Source organism: Edaphobacter sp. 12200R-103, from assembly GCF_010093025.1.
Taxonomy (GTDB): Bacteria; Acidobacteriota; Terriglobia; order Terriglobales; family Acidobacteriaceae; genus Edaphobacter.
In genome coordinates this window covers 3,044,789-3,069,874 of sequence record NZ_CP048114.1, presented here as the reverse complement: position 1 = coordinate 3,069,874, position 25,086 = coordinate 3,044,789, and the positions used below count along the sequence as shown (strand labels likewise).

Annotated in this window: 20 protein-coding genes, 1 pseudogene and 1 riboswitch; of the genes and pseudogenes, 12 read left to right on the top strand and 9 right to left on the bottom strand. The window is 59.4% G+C overall.

Going from position 1 to position 25,086, the window contains the following annotated elements; all coding sequences use genetic code 11:
- Positions 1-3: 3 nt before the first annotated feature.
- The 3 genes from hslU (at position 4) to GWR55_RS12725 (ending at position 3,929) form a co-directional block, all read left to right on the top strand.
- Positions 4-1,587 carry an ATP-dependent protease ATPase subunit HslU gene (gene hslU / locus GWR55_RS12735; RefSeq protein ID WP_162402605.1) on the top strand — a complete coding sequence of 528 codons (1,584 nt, stop codon included), beginning with the start codon at positions 4-6 and terminating at the stop codon, positions 1,585-1,587.
- Between the two features lie 147 nt (positions 1,588-1,734).
- Entirely contained in the window at positions 1,735-2,475 is a 741-nt protein-coding gene (locus GWR55_RS12730; protein WP_162402604.1) for an SDR family oxidoreductase, read from the top strand.
- Positions 2,476-2,555: 80 nt separating this feature from the next.
- A complete protein-coding gene (locus GWR55_RS12725; RefSeq protein ID WP_162402603.1) occupies positions 2,556-3,929 on the top strand; it encodes an alpha-L-fucosidase in 1,374 nt (457 codons plus the stop codon).
- 53 nt (positions 3,930-3,982) lie between these two features.
- Here the strand turns inward: GWR55_RS12725 and GWR55_RS12720 are convergent, their stop codons facing one another.
- Together GWR55_RS12720 and GWR55_RS12715 are read right to left on the bottom strand one after the other, a co-directional pair.
- Positions 3,983-4,843, bottom strand: a complete 861-nt coding sequence (locus GWR55_RS12720; protein WP_162402602.1) for a hypothetical protein — start codon at positions 4,841-4,843, stop codon at positions 3,983-3,985.
- 97 nt (positions 4,844-4,940) lie between these two features.
- The gene (locus tag GWR55_RS12715; RefSeq protein ID WP_162402601.1) at positions 4,941-5,369 is read right to left on the bottom strand and encodes a hypothetical protein; all 429 of its coding nucleotides are present in this window, start codon (positions 5,367-5,369) and stop codon (positions 4,941-4,943) included.
- Between GWR55_RS12715 and GWR55_RS12710 the strand changes: the two genes are divergently transcribed.
- Positions 5,347-8,544: a TonB-dependent receptor gene (locus tag GWR55_RS12710; protein ID WP_162402600.1), complete on the top strand. Its 3,198-nt coding sequence runs from the start codon at positions 5,347-5,349 to the stop codon at positions 8,542-8,544. The genes GWR55_RS12715 and GWR55_RS12710 overlap by 23 nt on opposite strands.
- A 118-nt stretch (positions 8,545-8,662) precedes the next feature.
- On the opposite strand, the gene prfA is transcribed toward GWR55_RS12710, so the two are convergent.
- Positions 8,663-9,736: a peptide chain release factor 1 gene (gene prfA / locus GWR55_RS12705; protein WP_162402599.1), complete on the bottom strand. Its 1,074-nt coding sequence runs from the start codon at positions 9,734-9,736 to the stop codon at positions 8,663-8,665.
- Between the two features lie 207 nt (positions 9,737-9,943).
- Between prfA and GWR55_RS12700 the strand changes: the two genes are divergently transcribed.
- Complete coding sequence (locus tag GWR55_RS12700; protein ID WP_162402598.1) at positions 9,944-10,210, top strand: hypothetical protein; 267 nt, start codon at positions 9,944-9,946, stop codon at positions 10,208-10,210.
- 96 nt (positions 10,211-10,306) lie between these two features.
- Positions 10,307-10,651 carry a hypothetical protein gene (locus tag GWR55_RS12695; RefSeq protein WP_162402597.1) on the top strand — a complete coding sequence of 115 codons (345 nt, stop codon included), beginning with the start codon at positions 10,307-10,309 and terminating at the stop codon, positions 10,649-10,651.
- Positions 10,652-10,663: 12 nt separating this feature from the next.
- Here the strand turns inward: GWR55_RS12695 and GWR55_RS12690 are convergent, their stop codons facing one another.
- From GWR55_RS12690 to GWR55_RS12680, 3 genes are all read right to left on the bottom strand, one after another.
- Positions 10,664-11,233, bottom strand: coding sequence for a shikimate kinase (locus GWR55_RS12690; RefSeq protein ID WP_162402596.1), 570 nt, complete (start codon positions 11,231-11,233; stop codon positions 10,664-10,666).
- Between the two features lie 121 nt (positions 11,234-11,354).
- Complete coding sequence (locus tag GWR55_RS12685) at positions 11,355-12,413, bottom strand: PLP-dependent cysteine synthase family protein (RefSeq protein WP_162402595.1); 1,059 nt, start codon at positions 12,411-12,413, stop codon at positions 11,355-11,357.
- Between the two features lie 208 nt (positions 12,414-12,621).
- On the bottom strand, positions 12,622-13,407 hold the full coding sequence (locus GWR55_RS12680; protein ID WP_162402594.1) for an NIPSNAP family protein: 786 nt from the start codon (positions 13,405-13,407) through the stop codon (positions 12,622-12,624).
- 355 nt (positions 13,408-13,762) lie between these two features.
- Here GWR55_RS12680 and GWR55_RS12675 point away from each other — a divergent pair, with 355 nt between their 5' ends.
- From GWR55_RS12675 to metE, 4 genes are all read left to right on the top strand, one after another.
- Positions 13,763-14,038, top strand: a complete 276-nt coding sequence (locus GWR55_RS12675) for a hypothetical protein (protein WP_162402593.1) — start codon at positions 13,763-13,765, stop codon at positions 14,036-14,038.
- A 394-nt stretch (positions 14,039-14,432) separates the two neighbouring features.
- Positions 14,433-15,467: a Holliday junction branch migration DNA helicase RuvB gene (gene ruvB, locus GWR55_RS12670; protein WP_162403956.1), complete on the top strand. Its 1,035-nt coding sequence runs from the start codon at positions 14,433-14,435 to the stop codon at positions 15,465-15,467.
- A 135-nt stretch (positions 15,468-15,602) separates the two neighbouring features.
- On the top strand, positions 15,603-16,823 hold the full coding sequence (locus GWR55_RS12665) for a GGDEF domain-containing protein (protein ID WP_162402592.1): 1,221 nt from the start codon (positions 15,603-15,605) through the stop codon (positions 16,821-16,823).
- Positions 16,824-16,885: 62 nt separating this feature from the next.
- Positions 16,886-17,028, top strand: a riboswitch (cobalamin riboswitch).
- A 138-nt stretch (positions 17,029-17,166) separates the two neighbouring features.
- The gene (metE, locus tag GWR55_RS12660) at positions 17,167-19,443 is read left to right on the top strand and encodes a 5-methyltetrahydropteroyltriglutamate--homocysteine S-methyltransferase (protein WP_162402591.1); all 2,277 of its coding nucleotides are present in this window, start codon (positions 17,167-17,169) and stop codon (positions 19,441-19,443) included.
- Between the two features lie 84 nt (positions 19,444-19,527).
- Here the strand turns inward: metE and GWR55_RS12655 are convergent, their stop codons facing one another.
- From GWR55_RS12655 to GWR55_RS12650, 3 genes and pseudogenes are all read right to left on the bottom strand, one after another.
- On the bottom strand, positions 19,528-20,652 hold the full coding sequence (locus GWR55_RS12655) for an ankyrin repeat domain-containing protein (RefSeq protein WP_162402590.1): 1,125 nt from the start codon (positions 20,650-20,652) through the stop codon (positions 19,528-19,530).
- 6 nt (positions 20,653-20,658) lie between these two features.
- Positions 20,659-21,084, bottom strand: a pseudogene (locus tag GWR55_RS19600) (hypothetical protein); the annotation flags it as partial.
- A 344-nt stretch (positions 21,085-21,428) separates the two neighbouring features.
- A complete protein-coding gene (locus GWR55_RS12650; RefSeq protein ID WP_162402589.1) occupies positions 21,429-21,893 on the bottom strand; it encodes a VanZ family protein in 465 nt (154 codons plus the stop codon).
- A gap of 149 nt (positions 21,894-22,042) precedes the next feature.
- Between GWR55_RS12650 and GWR55_RS12645 the strand changes: the two genes are divergently transcribed.
- Together GWR55_RS12645 and GWR55_RS12640 are read left to right on the top strand one after the other, a co-directional pair.
- On the top strand, positions 22,043-22,372 hold the full coding sequence (locus GWR55_RS12645) for a PadR family transcriptional regulator (RefSeq protein WP_162402588.1): 330 nt from the start codon (positions 22,043-22,045) through the stop codon (positions 22,370-22,372).
- A 1-nt stretch (position 22,373) separates the two neighbouring features.
- On the top strand, positions 22,374-25,043 hold the full coding sequence (locus GWR55_RS12640) for an ADOP family duplicated permease (protein ID WP_162402587.1): 2,670 nt from the start codon (positions 22,374-22,376) through the stop codon (positions 25,041-25,043).
- Positions 25,044-25,086 lie beyond the last annotated feature (43 nt).

The window sequence follows — 25,086 nt, the reverse complement described above, 5'->3', positions numbered from 1 at the left end:
CTCATGGCAATCTACTTACCCGGAACCGCAGAAGATCAGGCACTCGCCCTCGACGTGATGACTCCCCGCGAGATCGTCGCCGAGCTGGATAAATATGTCGTCGGGCAGAAGGCCGCCAAGCGCGCCGTCGCCATCGCTCTGCGGAACCGCATGCGTCGTCAGAAGCTCGCGCCCGAGCTGGCTGACGAGATCATGCCCAAGAACATCATCATGATCGGCGCCACCGGCGTCGGCAAGACCGAGATCGCGCGGCGGCTCGCCAAGCTGACCAACTCGCCCTTCCTTAAGGTCGAGGCATCGAAGTTCACCGAGGTGGGCTACGTGGGCCGCGATGTCGAATCCATCGTGCGCGACCTGGTTGAGATCGCCATCGACATGGTGCGCGAAGAGAAGCTGGAAGAGGTGGAGGACAAGGCCGAGCTTGCAGCCGAAGACCGCCTGCTCGATCTTCTGCTGCCTCCCACACCTGCAGCAACGCCCGTCGTTGCCGCGACCCAGGAGCCCGGAAGCAATGTCATCCAGCTCCCGGCGAGCATCTCCGATGCTGCTGCCAGCGCTGAAGAGAAGCCCGCCGACCGTGAGCAGCGCACACGCGAGAAGCTGCGACAGCAGTTCCGCGAAGGCAAGTTGGACGAGCGTATCGTCGAGATGGACGTGCGCGACCGCAATACGCCGAGCTTCGAGATCATCACCAACCAGGGCACCGAAGAGATGGACATCAACCTCAAGGACATGATCCCGGGGCTCTTCGGTCAGCGCACCAAGAAGCGCAAGATGAAGGTCGCCGAGGCGTTCGAGTACCTGGTGCAGGAAGAAGAGTCCCGCCTGATCGACATGGACCAGGTCACCCGCCTCGCCGTCGAGCGCGTCGAAGACTCCGGCATGGTTTTCCTCGACGAGATCGACAAGATCGCCGGACGCGAGGGCGGCCACGGCCCCGACGTCTCCCGCGAAGGCGTGCAGCGCGACATCCTTCCCATCGTCGAAGGCACCACCGTCAACACCAAGTACGGCATGGTTTCGACCGACCATATCCTCTTTATCGCCGCCGGAGCCTTTCACGTCTCCAAGCCCAGCGATCTCATCCCCGAGCTGCAGGGCCGCTTCCCCATCCGGGTCGAGCTGCAGTCGCTCACTGTCGACGACTTCGTCCGCATCCTCACCGAACCCAAGAGTTCGCTGGTCAAACAGGCCGTCGCTCTGCTGGAGACCGAAGGCCTCAGGCTCGAGTTCACCAAAGAGGCTATCGCCGAGATGGCGCAGTTCGCCTTCCGGGTGAACGAGACCACTGAGAACATCGGCGCGCGCCGCCTGCATACGATTCTCGAGCGTGTGCTCGACGAGATCAGCTTCCAGGCCCCGGACTTGATGAAGGCCTCGCGCTCACAGGCAACCGAAGAGGGCGTCGTCGCCCAGATCGCCGCCTCCACCACCTCCGACGGAGCCGGTTCCTTGCCGCCCCTTCCCGTCATCGAGCGCGAGACCGCGGGTGTGCGTGAGAAGGTCATCGTCGTCGACCCGGAGTACGTCCGCCAGCAGGTCGCCAGCATCGTCAAGGACCAGGACCTCAGCCGCTACATCCTTTGATCCTGCAGCCACCGAGCGGATGCTCACGTCACACCGAAATGCCCCATGGATGACAGAGTGTCATCCATGGGGCATTAAGCTAGAAAGGATGGGGGCTCATCCACTCCTTCTGTGTTGCGAAAACTGCCAAAGTCAAAGGAACATACGATGAAGCGAACGGCGTTGGTCACCGGAGCATCGCGCGGTCTTGGACGCGCGATCGCACTCGAACTTGGTGCATCCGGCATGAATGTTGTCGTCAACTATTTCAATGGCAAAAGCGGAGCTGAAGATCTCTGCGATCAGATTCGCAAGCTCGGCGTGCAGGCGCTGGCCGTAAAGGCTGACGTACGAGATCCCGCCGAAATCGATGCGCTCGTCACTCATGCTGAACAGGCTTTGGGGGGCATCGACATCCTGGTCGTTAATGCAACGGGACCTCAGCCTCTGCTTTCAATCGAAGAGCAGACATGGGAAAGCTATCTTGATCAGCTTGAGTTTTTTGTGAAATCCCCGCTTCTGCTGGTCAAGCGTGTTCTCCCCCGCATGAAGGAAAGGCAATTTGGCCGAATCGTTCAGATCGGGAGCGAGGTCTTCGAATTAGGAAACCCTCGGTTCGCCAATTATGTGGCGGCGAAAGCCGCACAGCTGGGACAGACCCGTTCCTGGGCACGCGAGCTGGCTCCCACTGGCATTACCGTCAATCTGGTTGCCCCCGGCTGGATCCCGACGGAGCGCCATGTCGGCACTCCGCAGGCAGAGTTCGACCAGTATCTGCAAACCTTGCCGATGAAGAAGATGGGAGTTCCTCAGGATGTCGCGAAGGCTGTGGCCTTTCTCGCAAGCGACGGAGCTCGATTTGTGACGGGGCAGAAGATTTCAGTGAACGGCGCCAATACGCTCGAGTAGAGGATGGAGCCTGATCCGTTCTTCTAGCCGTAAGAACAGCAGGACTGTGGGTTGAATATCGCCAGGGAGAACGGGTTTAGATGGATCACATCAGCCGTCGAAGTCTGCTGGTTGGCGCCGGAGCTGCGCTCGCCGGGGCCACTATCGGAGCAGATGCTCAAACCAAGGCGGCCACACCTCAGGCATGCCCGGCTTCGCCTTCGCGGCCGATAGCTCCTCCGCCGACCGCTGACCAGGTCCGCAGGCTGAAGTGGTGGCGGGAAGCGCGCTACGGGCTTTTCATTCACTACGGACTCTACAGCCTGCACGCCCGCCAGGAGTGGGCGGTCGAGAAGGAAGCCATTCCCTGGCCTGAATACGAGCGTCTGGCCCGCGAGTTTTCTCCCAAACCCGGCTTCGCCAAGGAGTGGGTCAGGATCGCGCAGGCCGCCGGGGCTCGATACATGGTGGTTACGGCCAAGCACCACGAAGGCTTCTGCAACTTCGACACGAAGTTGACCGACTTCAACTCCGTCAAGCAGGGCCCCAAACGCGATATCGTCCGCGAGTACGTCGAGGCGGCTCGCGAAGCGGGAATGCGGGTGGGCATCTACTACTCCCTCATGGACTGGCACCACCCCGACGGCGAACGCAGCTCCATCGATGAAGAGGCACGCACGCGTTTCATCGAGTACACCTTCGGCCTCATTCGCGAGCTGCTCACCAACTACGGCAAGATCGACATCCTCTGGTACGACGGCAGCCAGACGCTCGATGCGAACGGTTGGGAGGCCGAGCGCATGAACAGGATGGTCTTCGAGCTTCAGCCGGACATTGTCGTCAACGGACGCAACCGCGCACTCGGCGACTTCTCCACTCCCGAGCAGAGCATCATTGCCTCCCACAACGGACGCGCCTGGGAGAGCTGCATGACCCTGAACGAAAGCTGGGGGTATGACGCGGCCGACGATGAGTGGAAGTCGCCGCGGACCCACCTGCGCAACCTGATTACATGCGCCCGCGATCAGGGCAACTTTCTGATCAATGTTGGCCCGATGCCGGACGGCGCCTTCCCCGAACCCTCCGTGAAGATCCTGACCGAAGTGGGAGACTGGCTGAAGCGCAATGGCGAATCGATCTTCAACACCGATCTCTGCCAGCCGTGGCGTCCTTCCTATGCGATGTTCACACGGCGCGGAAACACTCTTTATATGCACGTCCATTTCTGGCCGGGCAGCGATGTTGCGCTCTCAGGATTGCAGACGAAGGTGAAGTCCGTACGCCTGCTGTCGAGCGCTGCCTCCCTTCCATTCACTCAGGACGATTGGCGGGTCCACATCACAGGTCTCCCAGAAAAGGCTCCGGATCACCCGGTAACCACACTCGTAGTGGAATGTGAGAGCGAGCCGCGGATGAACACTGACCATGAATTGCGTCTTGCAAAGCCCCGGGGCGGCGTGAACATGTCGAGTTGAGCGCCCTCGATGATGTGCCCAGGCTCTCAAGCAAGGCAGCGGGGAACTCAAGATCATGGCGTCGGCGGTTGCGAGTCTTTGCCAGGTGGGTGGCCAGCACTCTCAGTCTGGCCGTCGAGATTGGTGATGATGCGCGTGTGCACGCCGGTCTTGTGATAGTTGCGATAACCGGCGCGGAAGGTCCACACGAATGCGCCGTCCATAGACTCTGATTCGGAGACGATCTTCTTTGGCATGGAGTAACGGTGCCCGTCCAGAACGACCGGCGCGTACTCTACGCTCCAGCGCCACGGCCCCCGGATGTCGGGGACGATAGGGTAGCGCGGAACGTACATCTGAAAATGGAGCGTATCGAAGGTGTTCGCATCGATGATGGCTTCTCCCCGGGTTCCGGGCCAGGGCAGACATCCTGGAATCCCCACAGCCTGCGGCTTCAGCTCATATTCGATGGCAAAAGTCGGGACGTGATGCACATCGCGATGATGTGTCATCCGGAAATTGAAGCAGATGCGTTGCTGCAGTGTCACCATAGCCAGGCCGTTGCTGAAGGCACCGATCAGGACCGATGGTCCATTGAACTGGCCTCCCTTCGCTTCAACACTATTTGTGCTGAGCACCGTGCGTGTCTCGATCAGGACTGGAGGAAAGGTTTTTCGGTCACCACGCCGAAGCCGGAAGACCGAGTCGGTGATGGTCTGCACCTGCGGAGTGTGCATGCCATGCATCTCGGAGACGACCCACTCATCCGCGAAGAAGTCAGGAACATTCCGTTCGTATTCCCATTGATGAATCTGCAGCCGCATCAGGATGGCATCAAGGGAGAGGCCTTCGGCTCGCGTGCCTGCCGGTTGCGCGCAGGCTATGCCGCGAAACATCACGAAAGCGACCACCAGCCCTCTGAAAGAGAGGTCCATCCCGTGCCTCCATCGATTTTCGGCAACCATCATCTCCGAAGACAGGACAGCCCGGCAACTATCTGCGCAGGCCGGACCGTCCATATCAGTGGCTGCGTCAGGCTGCCGTGGTGATCGGTGAGACGGTTCTGCCGGAGTTGTAGGTGCGGATCTTCTCGGAGCCATCGCCAGAGCCGCCCTGCGGCCGCGTAGCGGTGTAACTATGGCTGCCCTGTCTCCTTCTTTCTGAGACAAAGCTTCCAGATTTCCATTCGCTCAAGGCCAGATTAGCGCAGCAAAAGTTACGCCTGAATGAAAACAGCTCGAGACGCATCGATGAAATTACAACCCGGTTAAGAAGTTGTCCCAGGATTGACAAAGGCTCCCCAACAGCCGCAATATCCTTTCTGGAAGCGGCAGAGACATCGAGCGCCGCCCAAACCTCCGCCCCCTGTTTGCAGGCGGATGCTTGGGCGGCGCTCGTGTTTTTTGCCGCGCATGTCATGCCCACCGGAGCCTTTGTGATGTTCGTTCGACGTTTCTGCAAGAAACCACCGCCCTCCCCAATCCTGACGAAGTTTCTCCTCACCGTTGCCGCTTTTATGTTTTCGCTTCCTGCGCTGGCGCAGTACACGACCGGAACGGTGAATGGCGTGGTGAACGATCCTTCAGGTGCTACCGTCGGCAGCGCCTCGGTCACCGCGACATCGCGGGATACGGGGCTGACGCGCAACGTCACCACCGCCTCTGATGGTGCTTTCAGCTTCGCCAATCTTCCGGTGGGAATCTATACCGTGACTGTGAGCACGCCGGGCTTTGCCACACAGAAGACCGAGGTCATCCTGACGGCCGGCCATATCTCCCGATGGGATCCAATCCTGAAGGTTGGCACCTCGAACCAGACGGTAGACGTTGGAGCCACGTCGCTTTCGCTGGAGACGCAGAGCCACCAGCTGGCAGATACGGTGACGTCGCAGGAGATCGAGAACCTGCCGTCAAACGGGCGCAATGTCTTCTCCACGCTGACGCAATCGGCCAATGTGCAGGGATACACCGGCTCCGGCAATAGCCGGTCGGACATTAACTTCTTTGGGGTCACGTCCAACGCTCTGACGATCGGCGGCAATGCCTATGGCATGCAATCGTTCCTGGAAGACGGCGTTACGAACTACAACCTGTTGACCAAAACGGCAAACATTCAGCCGTCGATCGAGGGAACGCACGAAGTCTCGATCGTTCGCAATGGAGCCAGCGCGCGTTTTGACGAGCCGAACGTCGTCAATGTGGTTACCAAAAGCGGCACGAACCAGTTCCATGGACGCGTCTACGACTTTCTCCGCAACGACGATCTGAACGCCTATGTAAAGAACAACACCACCAAGGCGCAGCTTCGTTACAACCAGTTCGGTGCCAACGTGGGCGGGCCGACTCTCCACAACAAGCTGTTCTTTCTGTTTGATTACTCCGGCCTGAGGCAATCGAGTCTTTCGATCCTTAATGCCAACGTGCCCACGGTGGCAGAGAAGCAGGGCGATTTTTCAGCCGATAAATTCACGATCTACGATCCCAGCACCTACAACCCCGTAACAAAGACGATCCAGCCATTTCCTGGAAACAAAATTACTCATATCTCCGACTTCGCGAAGAAATTTCTCGCGTACTTCCCGGACCCCACGGGCAATCCGAATCCGGGCTACAACTACTATGCGCGCGGAGCGGCGCGTACCGATTACGATCTGTACTTTGGTCGTGTGGACTACATTCTTGGCGGCAAAGACACGCTGCACGGTTCGTACACGACGACCGATCCTGCCGATACGTCGCCGAGTTGGGTCCTGGGCAATATCTTCAACGGCGCCTCCACACGCGAGGCGAAGAATGCCTATGCCGAGTGGACGCATATCTTCTCGCCCAATGTGGTGAACACGGGCCGGTTTGGCTACAACTACTCCGATATCGAGGAACGGATCAGCGGCAACGGCCGCAAGAACTACTCGCAGGAGTTTGGCCTGACGGCTTTGTCGCCCGCGCCGGAGCAGTGGGCGCCTCCCATCGTGTATCTCACCGCCCCGCACACAAGCCTGGGCAACGCTACTGCTCCGGATGGAGCCAGGCAGCACCTGTTTCAGTATGCCGACGAAGTGAACTGGGTGCATGGACGAAACACGTTTGTCGTCGGTTTCCAGCTTGACCGCGTCCATTTCAATGCCGACTGGACGGTCTATAACAACGGCCTCTTCCGCTTCAGCGGTATCTACACCAACAATCACGCGGCCAAACCCACGGGCGGTAGCGATCTTGCCGATCTTCTGCTGGGACTGCCCTATAACGCCGAGGCCGGAATCGGCGCTTCCACGGTCGCGCTGCGACAGTACAATTTTATGCCGTACTTCCAGGACGACTGGCGTGTCACCAACAAGCTGACGCTGAACCTGGGCATGCGGTACGACTTCTACCAGGCTCCGGCGGATGCCAACGGACACTCGCACGTCTACAACGTGAGCGATAACACAACGCACGCCGGAACCTTTCGCCAGAGCTACGACGACATCGCTCCACGATTCGGATTTGCGTATGCGGCCACTTCGAATATGACGGTCCGCGGAGGCTATGGCGTCTACTACGCCCTTCCGCTCTATAACAACTATCAGTTCCTCATGCTCAACCCTCCAAACTACTACCTGCAAAATCACACGTATACCAACACGCAGGTCGTGCCCACCTACGAGGCCTTCGATCCGCATCCCACGTCCTCCTCGCAGGCGCCGTACACGGTGGCGTTGAATAATCCAACGCCGTATGTGCAGCAATGGAATCTGGCGGTGCAAAGGTCGATCGGCACGCAGACCGTCATACAGATCTCCTATCTGGGTAACAAGAGCACGCACACACAGATTCGTCACAATCCCAACCAGGCTTCGTTGCCTGCCGATCCGAACAACCCTGGAACCCTGCAGAGCCGGCGGCCCTACCCGTGGGTGGGCGATGTGCTGGAGGCTTCCAACCTCGGCGCCGGCAACTACAACGGTTTGGAGCTGGAGTGGCGCGGACACTTTCGCAACGGAATCTCCTTCAACGCCAACTACGTGTACTCAAAAGCGATGGACATTCTGACCACGGAAGAGCTCTATCCTGCATCGGGTACCGATCTGAGCCGCGACTGGGGTCCGGCCGATTACAACCAGAAGCATGTGGTGAAGGTGAGCGGTGTTGCGCCGCTGCCCTTTGGCCGCGGCCGCCGCTGGGCCAACCAGAATCCTATCCTGACAGAGACTATCGGAGGATGGAACCTGAGCGGTATCTTTTCCATGAATGGAGGATTTCCGTTCTACATCTCGGCGACGGACAACTCCAACACGGGCGGCTCACACGCATCGCGCGCCAACCAGGTCTGCGATGCAAAGCTGGACCATCCTACGATCGACCGCTGGTTCAACACCGCATGCTTTGTGCAGCCCGGTCTCTACGAGCTTGGCAACGAACGACGTAACAATCTGGTCGCTCCGCGTCACACGGATACCAATGTGTCGCTGTCGAAGAATTTCCCAACCTTTCGGGAGCAATACCTGCAGTTTCGCGCGGATATCTTCCATGCGCTCAACCATCCACTTCCCAATGCTCCCGCCGCTACTGTCGCGGCCAACGTGCCCTCCAACTTCGGCGTGATCTCCTCCTTCGGAGGCAGCCGAGCCATTCAACTTTCGCTCAAATACGCCTTCTAAAACTGGAATTCTTCAAAAGAGGCCGCCTGGAATGACGGCTTCTCCCATTCGCAAACAGGACGGCCCGGCAACCATCTGCGTGGTGCCGGACCGTCCGTATCTGCGACTGCTTCGCCGATCAGGCTGCCGTGGTCTGGGCCTTCATCTTCTCGGCGATATCGTGCGCGATCAGCGCATCGATCGTTGGCTGCAGCATGCCTTCCATCACCATGGCGAGCTGATGATTGGTAAGGCCGATGCGGTGGTCGGTCAGGCGGTTCTGCGGGAAGTTATAGGTGCGAATCTTCTCGGAGCGATCGCCGGAGCCGACCTGCGACTTGCGCGCGGCGGCCTGCGCGGCGTGCTGCCTCTCCATCTCCACCTCGTAGAGCCGTGAGCGCAGAACGCGCATCGCCTTTTCGCGGTTCTTGATCTGCGACTTCTCGTCCTGGCAGCTGACGACGGTGTTCGTGGGCAGGTGGGTAATGCGCACCGCCGAGTAGGTCGTGTTGACCGACTGACCGCCCGGTCCGGAGGAACAGAAGGTGTCGATGCGAAGGTCCTTCTGCTCGATCTTGACGTCGACCTCTTCAGCCTCAGGCAGCACGGCGACGGTAATGGCCGAGGTGTGCACGCGGCCCTGGGTCTCCGTGGCCGGAACACGCTGTACGCGATGCACGCCGGACTCGTACTTCATCTGCGAGTAGACCTTGTCGCCTTCGAAGATGGCGGTGACTTCCTTCAGGCCGCCCACTTCGCTCGGCGACTCGGAGAGAATCTCGACGCGCCAGCGATGCTGCTCGGCAAAGCGCAGGTACATCCGGAAGACCTCTGCGGCAAAGAGCGAGGCCTCGTCTCCGCCGGTTCCCGCACGGACCTCGATGACGATGTTCTTGTCATCATTCGGGTCTTTGGGAAGCAGCATAATCTTCAACTCCTCTTCGATCTCGGCCATACGCGGCTCGAGCGCGAGCAGCTCGGCCTCGGCCATCTCCTTAATGTCGGCGTCGTCTTCGGCCAGCATGGTCTTCGCATCGGCGACGCCTTGCTTCACCTGCCGGTATTCGCGGAACTTTTCGACGACGGGCTCAAGCTCGCGGTGGGCGCGGGCGACTTCGGTGAACTTCTTCTGGTCGGAGATGAGCGCAGGGTCGGCAAGCTGCTGGCCAAGCTCTTCATAACGCGCTTCCATCTGGTCGAGGCGGTCGAACATGGGGGAACTCCTGGGTGCTGGGAACTTGAAGATCAAGGGGATAGAGGTGCCGGCGCGTGAGCGTAGCTAGGCGAAGTCGTGGCAGGACGCCACGTCGGGAAGATTCACCGGGATTTTCGCTGCGAAAAGCATCTCTATATAGATGTTACTCCTGTCAGAGCGGGTTCAGGCACGCAAGTTGCGCTGTGCCGCCGTTATACTGACGGCGTGAACGGTCGCGATCAGCATCGATGGTTCGGATTACCAACATGGATTCTGGCTCTCGTTGGCGTACTGGCGTTGCTGCTGGTAGCTGCAGTGGCGATCCATCCCATGTTCGTGCCGTTGTGCTGCGTTCTGTTGCCGATCTTTCTCTTCGGGCGGCTTGAGGACAGGACGCGCTGGGTTCCCGCCTCCCACAGTAATGATGTTCTGTACCGCTCGGAACCTGACCGTCCCGCTCTCTTCCAGCGCCCTCCGCCCCTCTTCGCCTGAGACCTGCCGATGCCATGAGCAGATCGCTCGTGGATTGCTACCCGCCTTTGAACTGACGAGGCGAGGGCTCTCTTTTCAGCGAAAAGAAGGTTTTTGATGAACCCAGAACAGACTCTGGCCATAGGTCTCTATGGCTTCGTGGCGGTGTTTGCATGCATCTTTCTGTATCGTCGTTGGCGTTGGCGAAGAAGAAGGCGCAAGGGAAAGACAGCTGGTTTCTACCCCCAGGGAGCGGCGTTAGGCAATGCACTCCATCAGCTTCAGAGCATCGCCCAACCGCAAACCAGATACGTTATTGAGGAGAAGCTGAAGGAAGAGATCGACGAAGATGGCGAAGGCGGTCCCGACGATCCGACGAGGCATCTGCACTGCCAGGCGAGAAAGATTCGGCGGGGCGACAAGCTGGAGAGACTGGCAACGTTCCTGCCGAGACAGAAGTAATGGATGATCCCCTCAGATTTCGGGATAGTTCTGGATGACCGCGGGTGTCGTGAGGACCTCCAGCCCAAAGTACTCGCAGATTCTCCGGGCCGCTTCTATAGGCTCGACGGTGCTGGTATTGATCGACAGATCCGTGGGAGGCGCCGGGAAGTGGTCAGCTCCCCGACGCCTTAGCTCGCGGAAGGTCTCGATGGAACGCAGTTTGAGGAACTGGGCGCGTGAAGGATTCTCCATGCGTTGCTCGAGCACCTCGACGGGGCATACCAGTTCGACAAAACAGATCGTGCCCCCTGCTTTCTGGACCGTAGCAATTGCCGACTCGATGAAGCCGGGGTCGACTGTGTTCTCAGGCGCGAAGGTGAAGATAAGGGATAAGCCATCTTTGGCGGCAGCCTCAAAGACGGAGAGCCATATCTCCTCGCGCAGGCGTATGAAGGAGGGCGAGCCGAAGGGAAAGACGGCAAGCAGAGTGTCCACGACGAGGTGGTTGTGGAAGAGGCGAAAACCCGTGAGTTGATGCAGGGCTTTGCCAACTGTGAGCTTGCCGGAGGCGGCAGGGCCGTAGAGGAAGATGAGTTTCATGGCTGGCTCTCCTGTATGGAAGACCTGAGCTGCGGAGGACGGTAGCTGCCCTCAGCGGCTCAAGCCGCGCCCTTAACAGGGGCTTGAAAGCACTTTAATGCTCGTGTGATTCATCGATGCCTTAGCTTTGCGCCGGCGGCAGCCATGCACTCGGCGTTGAACGCATGATCTCGATCTCCTCCTCGTTCATATCGGTGGCGACCTCGCCGAAGAGCGGCGTGGAGAGATAGCGCTCCCCCGTATCCGGCAGCATGGCGAGGATGGTCGAGCCCTTCGCTGCCTTCTCGGCTACCTTCAGTGCGCCGGCGAAGGTGGCGCCTGAGGTGATGCCGCAGAAGATACCCTCCTTGCGGGCGAGTTCGCGGCTCCACTTCAGCGCTTCGGCGTTCTCAATCGTCTGCACCTGGTCGATCGTATTCTGGCTTACGCCGTCGTCGGCCAGCTTGGCGATGAAATCCGGACTCCAGCCCTGCTGCGGATGCGGTTTCCACGCCGGGTGGCTGCTGGTGGGATCGCCGTTGGCGTCACGTTCCTGCGCGATGCCGCTTGCGACCATGGGAGCGTCCGCCGGTTCGCAGACGACGATCTTTGTCTTTGGCGACTCCTTGGCGAGGACACGGGCGACGCCCTTCAGGGTTCCTCCGGTGCCAAAGCCCGTCACCCAGTAATCGAGCGAACCGTTGGGAAAGTCATGGAGGATCTCGACGGCGGTGGTTCTGGAGTGGAAGTCGGCGTTGGCCTCGTTGGTGAACTGGCGGGTGTAGAACCAACCATGCTTCTCGGCCAGTTCGGCGGCCTTCTGGGCCATTCCGATACCGCGAACCGCGGCAGGGGTGAGGATAACTTTGGCTCCGAGATAGCGCATCAGCTTGCGGCGCTCCATCGAGAAGGTCTCAGCCATCACGACAACCAGCGGATATCCTTTGGCCGCGCATACCATCGCGAGGCCAATTCCGGTATTGCCGCTGGTGGCCTCGACCACGGTCTGGCCGGGCTTCAGCGCGCCGGTGCGCTCGGCATCCTCAATCACTCCGAGGGCCAGGCGGTCTTTGACCGATCCAAGTGGATTAAATGCCTCCACCTTTACGAAGAGGTTGATGCCATCCGGCGCAAGCCGGTTGATCCTGACGGTGGGGGTGTTTCCCACGGTTTCGGTGATATTGGCGTACTGTCGTCCCATAGCTCCTCCGGCACTCCTATCTTTTTGCACGTCCTACAATAGTCCGTTTTGTCGGGTTACGATGCAATTCTCGGTAAAACACATGGAATTCAGCATCCATACTGTCCCAAATCAAGCGGGACAATCGCTACGGAAAGGGATGCAAGGATGACGGCGCGAACGGAATCCGGAGGATAGCTTCTGCAGGAAACTGCTCCAGCCATCGCACCTAACGCATCGGCGAAAAGGCGAGCGGACGCAGAATGATGTTGCTGATATTCGCCACGATCTTCGCATCCTTCAACTCTGCTGGAGCGCTGATCTTCTTCCACTCCGGGTCCGCCCCGAAGGCGTTCCAGCCCTTCTCCCGCCCGTCCAGATTGTCGAACGAGAGCATGTAGGTGATGTTGGGCTGTCGGCCGCCGATGACGGACTCGCCAATAAAGACAGGCCGCATCCCCAGGCGCTGAAAGACCCCGATCTCACCGTTGTTGAACATTCCCGCCTTCTTCTCTCGCGCGGCCATCGACTGCGATTGATAGGTGCGCAGCTCAAAGATTCGCGCCGGGCGGCTGGCCGCGTCGTTGGGAAGCACCACCTGGGGGAGCACCGACAGGCTGTGGAAGAGGCTGCTCTCCATCGTGACGAAAGGCATCCCCGGCCCGTCAGCCAGCGCCTGCGAGGCCTTGTTGTACACGGCGTCTTCGGCGAGATGGCCCAGGACCTCCTGCATTGCTCCGAGCGAAGTGTACTCCGCGATGCTGAAGAGTGTGGGGCCGTCCGGGCCAATCAGGTTCGACAAGGCGGCGACAGGCTTCGCACCACCACGCGTCAGAGCAGGAAACAATCCGCCCTCCAAATAGTCGGAGACGCGCTTCGCCTGGTCCTCGTCGCTGTTATGCAAGCGCCATGTGGCGATCTCGAAGAAGCTTCGCGTGGAACTGGCTGCTGAGGCGGAAGAAGAGAGCAAAACGGACATCGCGGCGGCACCTGTCATCATCTGGCGGCGGTTCATGCTGTCTACGGTATATCACCGAGGCTCTCATTTTAGAGAGTGTCATCCGCTGATTAGAGACTGTGATCGTCGCCAATGCGAGATAGAGTGTCATCCTGAGCGAAGCGCGCAGCGCGAAGTCGAAGGATCTACGATTGCCCGTGGTCGAGCAAAGCGGGTGCCCCACCTTCGCGAAGCTAAGGTGGGTTTGCAGGATTCCGACGCGCCAAAAATGTTGACGAGGCACGCAACGGCGTGGAAGAAGTGAAACTCTTCGCCCCATTGGACGAAAAATCTGCAATTGCTATCGAGATGGCGACTTATCGGGACCGATCCGGAAACGCAGAGTGGTTTGCCATTTGGTAGCTTTGACTAGATGAGCGACCACTGCTGCCAGATGATGAATGCCAACCTCGCAGGGGGCGAGACAGCCATTGAGTACATACCCAAGTTCCGTGAATATGGCATAGCAGTCTTTGATGGAGGATCGTCGTACATCGTGATCGCTCATTGCCCTTGGTGCGGAGTATTGCTGCCGGAGAGTCTTCGCGAGCATTGGTTCTCTCTGCTCGAGGACCGAGGTTTGGAGCCCGACGATCAGGACATACCAGAGGCGCTTCGTTCCGACGCATGGTGGAAAGAAGCGATTTAAGTAGCACCCCCCTGAAATCAATCCTGCTAACGCCATTTTCAAAAGGAAATAACAGCTTTGGAAAATCAGTTTTATATCTACCCATCACTGTCATCCTGAGCGGAGGCGAAGCCGCAGTCGAAGGATCTGCGGTTCGGATAGGGCTGAGCCAGCAGACCGCAGATCCTTCGACTCCGCTTCTCGCGATAAAGCCGCAAGAAGCTTCGCTCAGGATGACACCCTCCCCGGGTGAACTGCACGGACTGTATATGCGAATCAACTGCCCTCGTTCTTCTTTGAAGAGTCGCGATCTGATTTCAGACAACACCCGAGTTGCTTCCCCAGTGGCTTCGCCTTACTATCGCCTTGAGTGGACTTTCCGAAGAACAAGTCGCAGATCAAATCGAAGATCGATCTGAACCACGGATCGGCATCCGAATCCGACCGCCTGGTCTCCGCCGGGCGCGTCGACGATGACGCTGCCTTCGAGCTGAAGCTGCGCCCCACGCGCCTCCAGGAGTTCATCGGGCAGAGCAAGGCCAAGGAACAGCTGGCCATCGCGCTCGAGGCAGCCCGCTCCCGCGGCGAGGCGCTGGATCATGTCCTGCTGTTCGGCCCCCCCGGCCTGGGCAAGACCACGCTCGCCACCATCATCGCGAATGAACTCGGTGTCGGCTTCCAGCAGACCAGTGGCCCGGCTCTCCAGATTCAAGGCGACCTGACGGCCATCCTGACCAACATCCGCGACCGCCAGGTGCTCTTCCTCGACGAGATCCACAGGCTGCAGCCCGTGCTTGAGGAAAAGCTGTACACGGCGCTCGAAGACTACAAGCTCGACATCATGATCGGCCAGGGACCGGCCGCCCGCACCCACGTGATGGACATCAAGCCGTTCACCTTTGTGGCGGCAACCACGCGGCCCGGCCTGCTCAGCTCGCCCCTGCGCTCGCGTTTCGGAATCCTTCTCCGCCTGGAGTTCTATACCGACGACGAGCTGCGCTACATCGTCGAGCGCTCTGCCGAGGTGCTCGGCGTTCCCATCGACCAGGACGGCGCCGCGGAGATCGCCATGCGTTCGCGCGGAACCCCGCGTATCGCTAATCGACTTCTGCGTCGCGTGCGCGACTACGCGCAGGTACGGGCAGCCGGAAAGATCGACCGCGATACCGCCCAGAAGGCGCTCGAGTTGCTTGAGGTCGATGCCCACGGGTTCGACGAGCTGGACCGCCGCCTTCTGCGTACGATTATCGAAAAATATGATGGCGGGCCGGTCGGTCTCAACACCCTGGCCGCCGCCCTCGCCGAGGAGCAGGATGCTCTCGAAGAGGTTTATGAACCTTTTTTGATACAAATTGGCTTTTTAGACAGAACTCCACGTGGCCGGGTGGCCACCCGGCTCGCTTATCAGCATCTCAATATCGAGATGCCAGGCAAGCTTAGCCTCTTCTAGCCAATCCGTAAGGATTCTGCAAGAGGTCCGGCGAAACTTTGGTGTCATTAAGAACGCAAATTCATTTGAGACGGGTGAGTCGTGGGCTCTATTCTGTGCCCCTCTTACTTCCGTTTTTTTGCACGATAGGGCCCCATGATGGATTACACAACTTCTTTTATCTTTTTTCTTGTTTCGCTCGGTCTGTTTACAGTTGCTTTATCCTCCCTCGCAGTCGTCGACACCAATGTCATCGGCGTGCGCTGGCTGGCCGCATCGACCCTGGTCGACTTCATACGCACCTTCCTGCAGGGATTAATCGGCTCCGCTCCAGAATTCATTACCGTCTTTCTTGCCAATGAGCTCAACATCGCCTCTTTTGCCCTGATGTTTCTCGGACTGCGCTGGTTTATCGTCCGCACTCCGTTTCGCCGATGGGGGTTGGCGGGCTTTATCGCGGCCGATATGGCGCTCTATGCCATCCTGTTCCATCAGGGCAATCGGCATTGGACCTACACCGTAGCCGCTTTTCCTCTGCTCGTCATGGGAATCGCCCTTACCTGGACGCTCCTGCGCCAGCGCGATACGCGCTTCGTCATTCCGTCGCGCCTGACGGCGACCTTTCTGGGCATCTCTACCCTGGTCCTCACCTATCGCTGTCGGCTCTCGATGCGAGGCTTCTCCCGACTGGCAGCCGATACGCCGTGGGATGATCCCGCGTGGATGTACTCCATGCTGGCCCTCATGCTCATGTCGTACTGCCTGCTGCTGATGTACGTCGTGTTTGCTGTGGTGGAGATGCACAGCAGCGTGGCCTACGCCGCCGGGATCGATCCCCTCACCGGGGCCCTTAATCGCCGCGCCTGGACCAAGCATGCCTCCCGCGAGATGGCCCGGTGCGAGCGCCGCACTCAGCCCGTTGCTGTGATCGCGATCGACCTCGACAACTTCAAGCGCGTCAACGACACCTACGGACACGGCGGCGGCGACGTGGTTCTCTGCGCCTTCGTCGATCTCGTCAAGGAGCAGCTCCGCCCCGAAGACATGATCGCCCGGCTCGGCGGCGAGGAGTTCGCTCTTCTCCTGCCCGGCATGGATACCCTCGACGCCGCGCGAGCCGCCGACGATCTTCGCCACAGCCTCGAACAGATGCGCGTCCACTACGACGGCCGCATGATCCAGATCACGGCCAGCGCCGGCGTCACCGTGATGCAGCCCGGCGACTCCCTCGAAGAGATGCTCAGGCGCGCCGACGACCTGCTCTACCGTGCCAAATCCGGAGGAAGAAACCTGGTGGTCACCGACGAGCCCGTCGTCTTTCCCGCGCGCCCCGTACTGGTAGAAAAATTCGGGATTCAGACCGGACGAACGGCGTGAAGAAAGGGGGGGAGCGCCGCTCCCTCTTCTCTCTGCTGGTTCTTCCTTCCTTTCGAAATGCTCTAAACTGGAATGGAGCAGGTCAGGCCGTCTTTGTACGGCCTGTTAATCGGGGAAGCCGGTGCAACTCCGGCACTGTCCCGCAACGGTGATGGGAGCAAGCTCTCCCAAAGTCCGGGTACCGGCCTGCTGCCACCACCGTGGAAGCGCTGGCCGCTGACCATGGGTGCGCCGAGGCTGCCGTTTTCGTGGATTGAACCGGTGACCATTGCATGCCTGCGCCCTGTGCGTGTCTCTGCATGCCTGCGCACGGGTGGTTCTTTCAACAAGGAGAGAACCAAAGATGCTCGCACGTGCGGCAACAACATTTCCCACACTCAAAACAGCCAACCTCGGCTTTCCGCGCATCGGTAGACAGCGCCAGTTGAAGTTTGCCCTCGAAGGCTTCTGGTCGGGCAAGCGGACAGAAGCGGAGCTTTGCGAGACGGCAAAATCGCTTCGCGCCGAACACTGGAAGCTCCAGCAGACTGCCGGAATCGATTTCATCCCATCCAACGACTTCTCCCTCTACGACCAGGTGCTCGACATGCTGGTCCTGCTGGGCGCAACCCCAGAGCGCTTCGGCGCCGGTCCCGTAACGCTCGAGCGCTACTTCGCCATGGCCCGCAACAGCAAAGAGCAGACCGCGATGGAGATGACGAAGTGGTTCGACACCAACTATCACTATCTCGTTCCGGAGTGGACGGCATCCCTGCCCTTCAAGGTGGATGTCGCCAAACTCCTCAGCGAGATCGCGGAGGCTCGCGCGCTCGGCATCGAGACCCGCCCCGTACTGATCGGTCCCCTCACCCTCCTGCTACTGGGAAAGGGCGTCGAAGGCTTCGATCCATTCGTGCTCGCCGGCCCGATGGTCGCCGCATACAAAGAGGTGCTCGCTGCGCTGGCAGGGCAGAACGTGGCATGGGTGCAGATCGACGAACCCATCCTCGCGACCGATCTGCCCAAAGGCGCTGCCGACTTCTTCCGCAAGGCATACGCTGAGCTTGCCGAGAGCCCGGTCAAGCTCATGCTGACCACCTACTTCGACCGGCTCGGAGACAATCTTCCTCTCGCCGTCGATGCGAACACAGCGGGCCTCCACATCGACCTGGTTCGCGCACCCCGGCAGCTTGAGGACGTGCTCGCGGCTCTCAAACCGCAGCAGATCCTCAGCCTCGGCTGCGTTGAAGGACGCAACATCTGGCTGACCGACTTTGCAGAGACACGCAAGCTGATCGAAAGCGCTGCAGCAAAACTCGGCGCGGAGCGCCTTATCGTCGCGCCTTCATGTTCTCTGCTGCATGTGCCGCACGACCTGCGCAGCGAGACGAAACTGCCCGCACGCATTAAAAGCTGGATGCGCTTTGCCGAAGAAAAACTCGCAGAGATCGTCACCCTGGCAAACTCCGACGAAGCTGCCTATGCGGCGAACGTCGCCGCTATTGCCGATCGCCAGGCAGCCGAATCCTCCGTAAACCCCGAGGTGCGCAGGCAACTCGCGCTGCTCTCCGATCCCGATTTTGCGCGTAAGTCCCCCTACAGCGCTCGCATGCTGAAGCAGCGCGCCGAGCTGGGTCTTCCTCTCTTTCCGACCACAACCATCGGCTCCTTCCCCCAGACCGCAGAGGTGCGTAAACATCGCGCCGCGCACAAACACGGACACGAGAGTGCCGAAGTCTACGATGCCTTCCTCCGCCAGACCACCGAGGACTGCATCCGGCAACAGGAAGAGATCGGGCTCGACGTTCTCGTGCACGGCGAATTCGAGCGGAACGACATGGTCGAGTACTTCGCTGAATTTCTGGAGGGATTCGTCTTCACCGAAAACGGCTGGGTACAGAGCTACGGCTCGCGCTGCGTCAAGCCTCCCGTCATCTTCGGCGATGTATGGCGTTCCGGGCCGATGACGGTGAAGTGGTCGGAATATGCTCGCTCGCTCACGTCACGCCCCGTCAAGGGAATGCTCACCGGTCCCATCACCATCCTGCAATGGTCCTTCGTGCGCAACGACATTCCGCGCCAGCAGACCGCGTGGCAGATCGCGCTCGCTCTGCGGTCCGAGGTGATGGACCTCGAGGCTGCAGGCATCCGCATCATCCAGGTGGATGAACCCGCGCTTCGCGAAGGGCTTCCCCTGCGACGCGCAGACTGGAACGAATATCTCGACTGGGCCGTGAACGCCTTCCGGCTCGCCACTGGCTCCGCAGCCGACGAGACGCAGATTCACACCCACATGTGCTACTGCGAATTCGCGGATATTCTCCCTTCCATCGCGGCGCTCGACGCCGACGTCATCTCGCTGGAGTCCGCCCGCTCGCGCATGGAGCTGCTGAACGACTTCCGCGACCACGGCTATCCCAACGAGATCGGCCCCGGCGTCTACGACATCCACTCCCCGCGGGTGCCTTCGGCCGCCGAGATGCGCGAGCTTCTCGGCTTAGCCATCAACGTCCTTAGGCCCGAACAGATTTGGGTGAACCCCGACTGCGGGTTGAAGACACGCAACTGGCCCGAGACTATCGAAGCGCTCAAAAACATGTGCCAGGCCGCGCAGTCTGCTCGCGCAGCCCTGACCGCCTGACCGGTAGGCGCGGGATGATCTCCGTGACCATCCCGCGCCTACCGATCGTTTAGGGCAGCTAACGCCCAGGACTCCGACAGTCTACTAGCGGGATGTCCTGGCAATTTCTTTGTGTAGAGCCTCATCCCAGGCATTGCCTCGTCCCTTGCGGGCTTCTATCACATTCTCCCCTCTGTTATTCCGAATAGTAAGATCTGCTTTATGCAGCAGAAATAGAGGTAGGACCTGAATATTCATATTGGTGAAGATCGGCGTCTCCCCGTTGTGATTCCGTGCATTCACATCGGCGCCCAGCCTCAATAGCTCTTCGTCTACATCGAGCAAATAACTCTTATGCAGGGGGGTGTTCCCGTCTTTATCGCGCACATCGACCCTTGCACCTGCCTTTGCCAGCAGGCGAACACATTCCGCGCGTCTTTCATCTTCATCGCTCCTCGTCGACTCCGAGGCTACAAAGAGCGCCGTCTCGCCCTTGTAGTTCTTCGTCTCCAGATTCGGGCGGTAGCGAAGGATCTCTTTCACGACCTCGGGAATACCCGATCTCGCGGCATCGATCAGGATGTTTCCAGGACCCACTTGGCCGATGATCACGTTAGGGTCAACAGTGGCAATCCTCGCTCTACTTAGATCGGCATTCGGATTCGCGCCATAAGAAATCAAGGCCCGCACAGCTTCCAGCTTGCCCGCTCTAGCTGCAAAATCAAGTGCCAGGTCTTTGTCCTTCTGATCGTCCCTGCTCACGCCCGAATCCAGAAAGACTTGCAATGTATCAGGATGCGCACTCGCAGCTGCCAGCAGTCGAACCCTTTCGGACGCGACATCGTCGGGATTGTCTTTTTGGGGAACAGGTAGAGGTTTGACCGGAACCCCAGCTAACAGCAGCTCACGAACGGTCGCTGTCTGTCCACCAACAGCTGCATTCTCCAGGATCCGTTGTGCGTCATAGCTCGCGAAATCGAATTTTTCTGCCCGCAACGCCGCTACAAGCCCTTCTTCGCCCTTAGTCCATCGCCTCACACGCGCTACGGCATCCACCTCATCTTCCAGTTCCAGAATCACGGTTGGTATCCCAGCCCACTGTCCTACGCAGTCCCTCACGCTCTTTACGTGTCCATCAATGCTGATTGAAAGCGAAGACGAGAAGATGGGAGCTCCGCAATAGCTATCTTCCATGGAGTAAAAGTCTGCCGCCACAATTTTTTTTGCCAACGCAAGGAGTGTGTCGTTATCGATTTTGTCTGTGTGCGTTCCATCTGCGACTCCATGAGTTCCCCAAAATACAATTCCATCGGTGCTCACCGTAACGTTGTGAAAGTCACATGTTCCGTCGCACCATTGCCGTCGTAGCGCGATTACGACCTGCGAATTTTTCGTGATCGGCGGGGAGGCAACGTGTGTCTTCGGCAGCCGCTCGGGAGGAACAAGTACGATTGATTCGTACACCTCCGCTATCACTGCCTTGCCGCCCTTCGTAAAGGGAGTGAACTTCCATTGGTAAACTTCGCCCTCCACCTGCGGCCAGAACTGCGTATCCTCGTCTCTGAATTCTCCGTTTGTCTCCGCGTGAGTTACATCACCTGCCGGCGAGACTGTTAGCTTCAGGTTTAGGTAGTGGGCTCCCGTGTACTCCTCCTGGTCCATCCCGGCAACTGGAAATGTTTGACGATGGGGCTTGATCTCGTGATCGCGAGCCGTCTCTTTGTCAAAGGATGGATAAGACGGTTTTTGGCCCCCGCTCGCGAAGAGCGGAAGACCGGGTATAAGGCAGAGAAGTGCAACAATCGTCCAGAGCATTTTCAGCACCCTAGTCCGATAGACACCGCGAGCCTCACAATCGTTCCCGTTTTTTCAGATTGATTAGAAGCTAAGCCCTTCGCAATTGGCGAGCGACATAATCTCCAACACATCGTGCCTCGTTTATATCGCTCTGCCGGCTTATCGGATCGTATCAACTTCCCCGCTAGTCCTGGAATCGAGGCGGACATCTAGGCTGACCTCAAACGGGGCCGCGTCGGCTCTTCGAAGCCTGTAAATATCCAGTAGCCAAGCATGACGCCAAACGCATTCAGAAGGACATCGTCGATATCGAAGATGCCCACGCGGAACATCACTTCCAACCCTTCCATGGCAAGGCCGGTGGCGAATGCCAGAACCAGCGATCTCTGCCACGTCATCTTCCGATAAACCAGGGGAGCGAGGAATCCGATGGGCATAAACGGAGCTATGTTCCCAACAAGATTGACGATCGCAATCAGCCACCTGGGATGGCCCTGCAGATACGGCCAGATGGTCCTGAACGGCATGTAGTTGGCCCGACCTGTACTGTGGTCGGTAAACCTGAGCCTCAGATGTCTGGTTTCAAGGAGCGATCCGGTCTTAAACACCACAAGTTTTATCAGGATCGCGCTATAGGTAGCGAGACCCAGGGCTGCAATCCAACGCTTTCGCATAACGTTCACACCAGCTCCCCAACAACCATCGGAAATTCGCAGAATCAGCTCTGCATCGACTTCAGTCCGGCAAGCGCCCGCGCCAGGTCCATCAGGCTCCGTACATCGTTTGACAGTATACCCAGACATCTATATAAAGATGTCTAAGTATGGCTAGAACTGACGCTCTTCAAGGCTCTCTCGATCTGCTGGTGCTCAAAATATTGTCGCGGCGCCCGCGACTCCACGGCTATGCCATCATGACCGCCATTGCAGATACCTCCGGCGAGGTGCTGCGTGCCGAGGAAGGTTCTCTCTATCCAGCGTTACACCGGATGGAGGAGGCGGGCTGGGTCCGCGCGGAATGGATCAGGAAGGACACAGGCCGGCGCGCCCGTATCTACGAGCTCACCGCTGCGGGCAAAAAACAGCTGGATGCGGAAGAGTCGCGCTGGAAATCCGTCAGCCTGGCAATCAATCGAGTTCTCCGGGAGGCATGATATGTCCTTGTGGTCGCGTGTCTCGAATGCTCTGCGCGGTGAGCGGCTGAATCGCGAGATCGAAGAAGAGCTGCAATCGCACCTTGAAGAAGCCATCGCCTCGGGCCGCGATCCCAGGGAGGCCCGTCGTGCCTTCGGCTCCACGCTGCGTGCGCGCGAGACGAGCCACAGAATTCGTGTCGCCGGATGGCTGGAATCGCTTGTTGCGGATGTGCGTTTCGGCTGGCGCCAGCTCTGCCGCAACAAGGTCGCGTCCGCAGCCGCGGTACTCTCCCTCGCGTTGGGCATAGGCTCCTGCGTCGCCGCCTTCCGACTCATCGACGCTCTGCTCTGGCGGCCACTTCCCGTCTCCAATCCCGGCAAACTCTACGTCCTCTCTCGCAAACTCATCGGTTTCGACGGCAAGCCCATGGAGGATGGGTACTGGGCCACGCAAGCGTTTAAGCGGATGCGCGATGCCGCCAGCGATCAGGCCGACCTGATCGCCATCAGCGATGCCGACCGCACGGATATCACCTGGGCGACCGACGGTTCTGGCGACGAGAACATGGAGAAGGCCCACGTCGCGTATGTCTCCGGCAACATGTTTCCGGTCTTCGGCCTTGAGCCCACACTCGGCCGCCTGTTTGCTCCCGCCGATGACCGTACCGGCGCGCCTCCGTACGCGGTCATGTCCTGGGATTACTGGGACCGGCGCTTCGGTCGCGATCCCAACGTCCTTGGCCGCTCGCTCCACATCGGCAGCCAGATCTTCCAAATCATCGGCGTAGGTCCTCGCGACTTCACGGGAACCGAGAAGGGGACGGTCACCGATGTCTTTCTGCCGCTCAGCCTGAGCAATTTCGCCACGCAGGAGCGCATGAATTGGCATCGTGTCTTCCTGATGCTCAAACCCGGCGTCAATCCCTCAACCGGGCTCGAGCCGCTGCGCCAGCGTCTTGCGGCCGCCAATCACACCTTCCAGGCTGAGTGCGCGACGTGCCTTCGCGGAGCCGCCAAGGCGAACATCGACCGTTTTCTCAACCAGACGCTTGTCCTCTCTCCCGCCGGCGCCGGAATCTCCGATCTCCAGAAGGACTCTCGCCGGTTGTTCGGCATTCTTGCCCTGCTGGTCGCCCTTGTGCTGATCATCGCCTGCGTCAACGTCGCCAATATGATGACCGCGCAGGCTGCCGCTCGTGCGCACGAGATGGCTCTCCGTATCTCGATCGGCGCTGGCCGTCGCCGTCTCGTCCAGTTGATCCTGTGTCAGAGCGCACTGCTGGCTCTGCTGGCGTCGGTCCTTGGCGCGTTCTTTGCGGCGTGGGCTGCGCCGTTCGTGCTCAGCCTGGTTAATCCGTCTGAGAACCCTGCGCGGCTCGCTCTTCCCGCGGACTGGCGCGTGCTTCTCTTCGGTTTGGGCCTGCTTCTTTCTGTGGTTCTATTGCTTGGTTCGCTTCCCGCGTTCCGTGCCTCCGCGGTCTCGCCGGTCAGCGCTCTCAAGGGCGGGGAAGATCCGCACTCGCCTCGCCGCCTGATGCGTGCAGCGATTGCTGTTCAAGTCGCCTTCTGTTTCCTCGTCCTGTTTCTGTCTTCGCTCTTCGTTGCAACATTCCAGCGCCTTGAGAACCGTCCGCTCGGCTTCTCCACCGACCGTCTGCTCCTGCTCGAAACCGTCGCCGATAAAGGCCAGACCTCCGTCGTCTGGAACCAGACTGCCGAGGCGCTTCGTTCCGTTCCCGGCGTTCGCTCGGTCGCCATCTCGCGCTGGCCACTCCTTGGGCGCATCCGGATCAACAGCGACATCTCCGTCAACGGCGCGCCTCCCAGCCCGACTCCCGCGTTTTTCCTGAACGTCTCCCCGGAATGGTTGTCGACCATGAAGATTCCTCTGATCGCCGGCCGTGATTTTCGCCTGCAGGACACCTCGCCGGGAGCCGTCATTGTCAACGAGACGTTCGTCAAAACCTTCTTCCCCGGGCAGGATCCTATCGGCCGCACCTTTGCGCGCGGCGGCGGGGCCAATCAGCCCCTCAACAAGATCGTCGGCGTCACTCCCGATGTTCCCTATGACAGTCTGCGCGAGCCCAGCCGGGCCGTCTTTTATCTCCCCTTTGACGAGATGGACGACAAGTCCGCTCCCAAGCCGGTCGAGTTCGCCACCTTCGCCATTCACACAACGCAGGACCCGCTCGTGCTTGCCGGCTCTCTTCGCCAGTTGATCGCGCAGCGCCACAACGGCCTTCGCGTCTCGAACGTCACCACGCAGCTCGATCTCGTTCGCGACCAGACCGTTCGCGAGCGGCTGATCGCCATGCTCGCCGCCTTCTTTGCCGCTGTTGCACTGCTGCTGGCAGGCATCGGGCTCTACGCTGTACTCAACTATTCCGTTCTTCAGCGCCGTCGCGAGATCGGTATCCGCATGGCGATTGGCTCAAGCCGGGCTGCCATCGTGCGCCTCGTCACGGTCGACGCTTTCGTCATGATTGCGCTTGGAGACTGCGTAGGCATAGCACTTGGCTTCGGCGCAGCGCGTTATGTCCGTTCACTCTTCTATCAGGTCAAAGCAACCGACGCGGATATGATCGCCTTTCCCATATGCGCCCTTCTGCTCACGGCACTCGTAGCCACGTTTCCTGCCGCGCTTCGCGCAATACGCACAGACCCCACCGAGATTCTGCGCGCTGAGTAAAGCAACCGTACCGGCCTTCGCTGTTTGCGACCGCGTGTTCCGT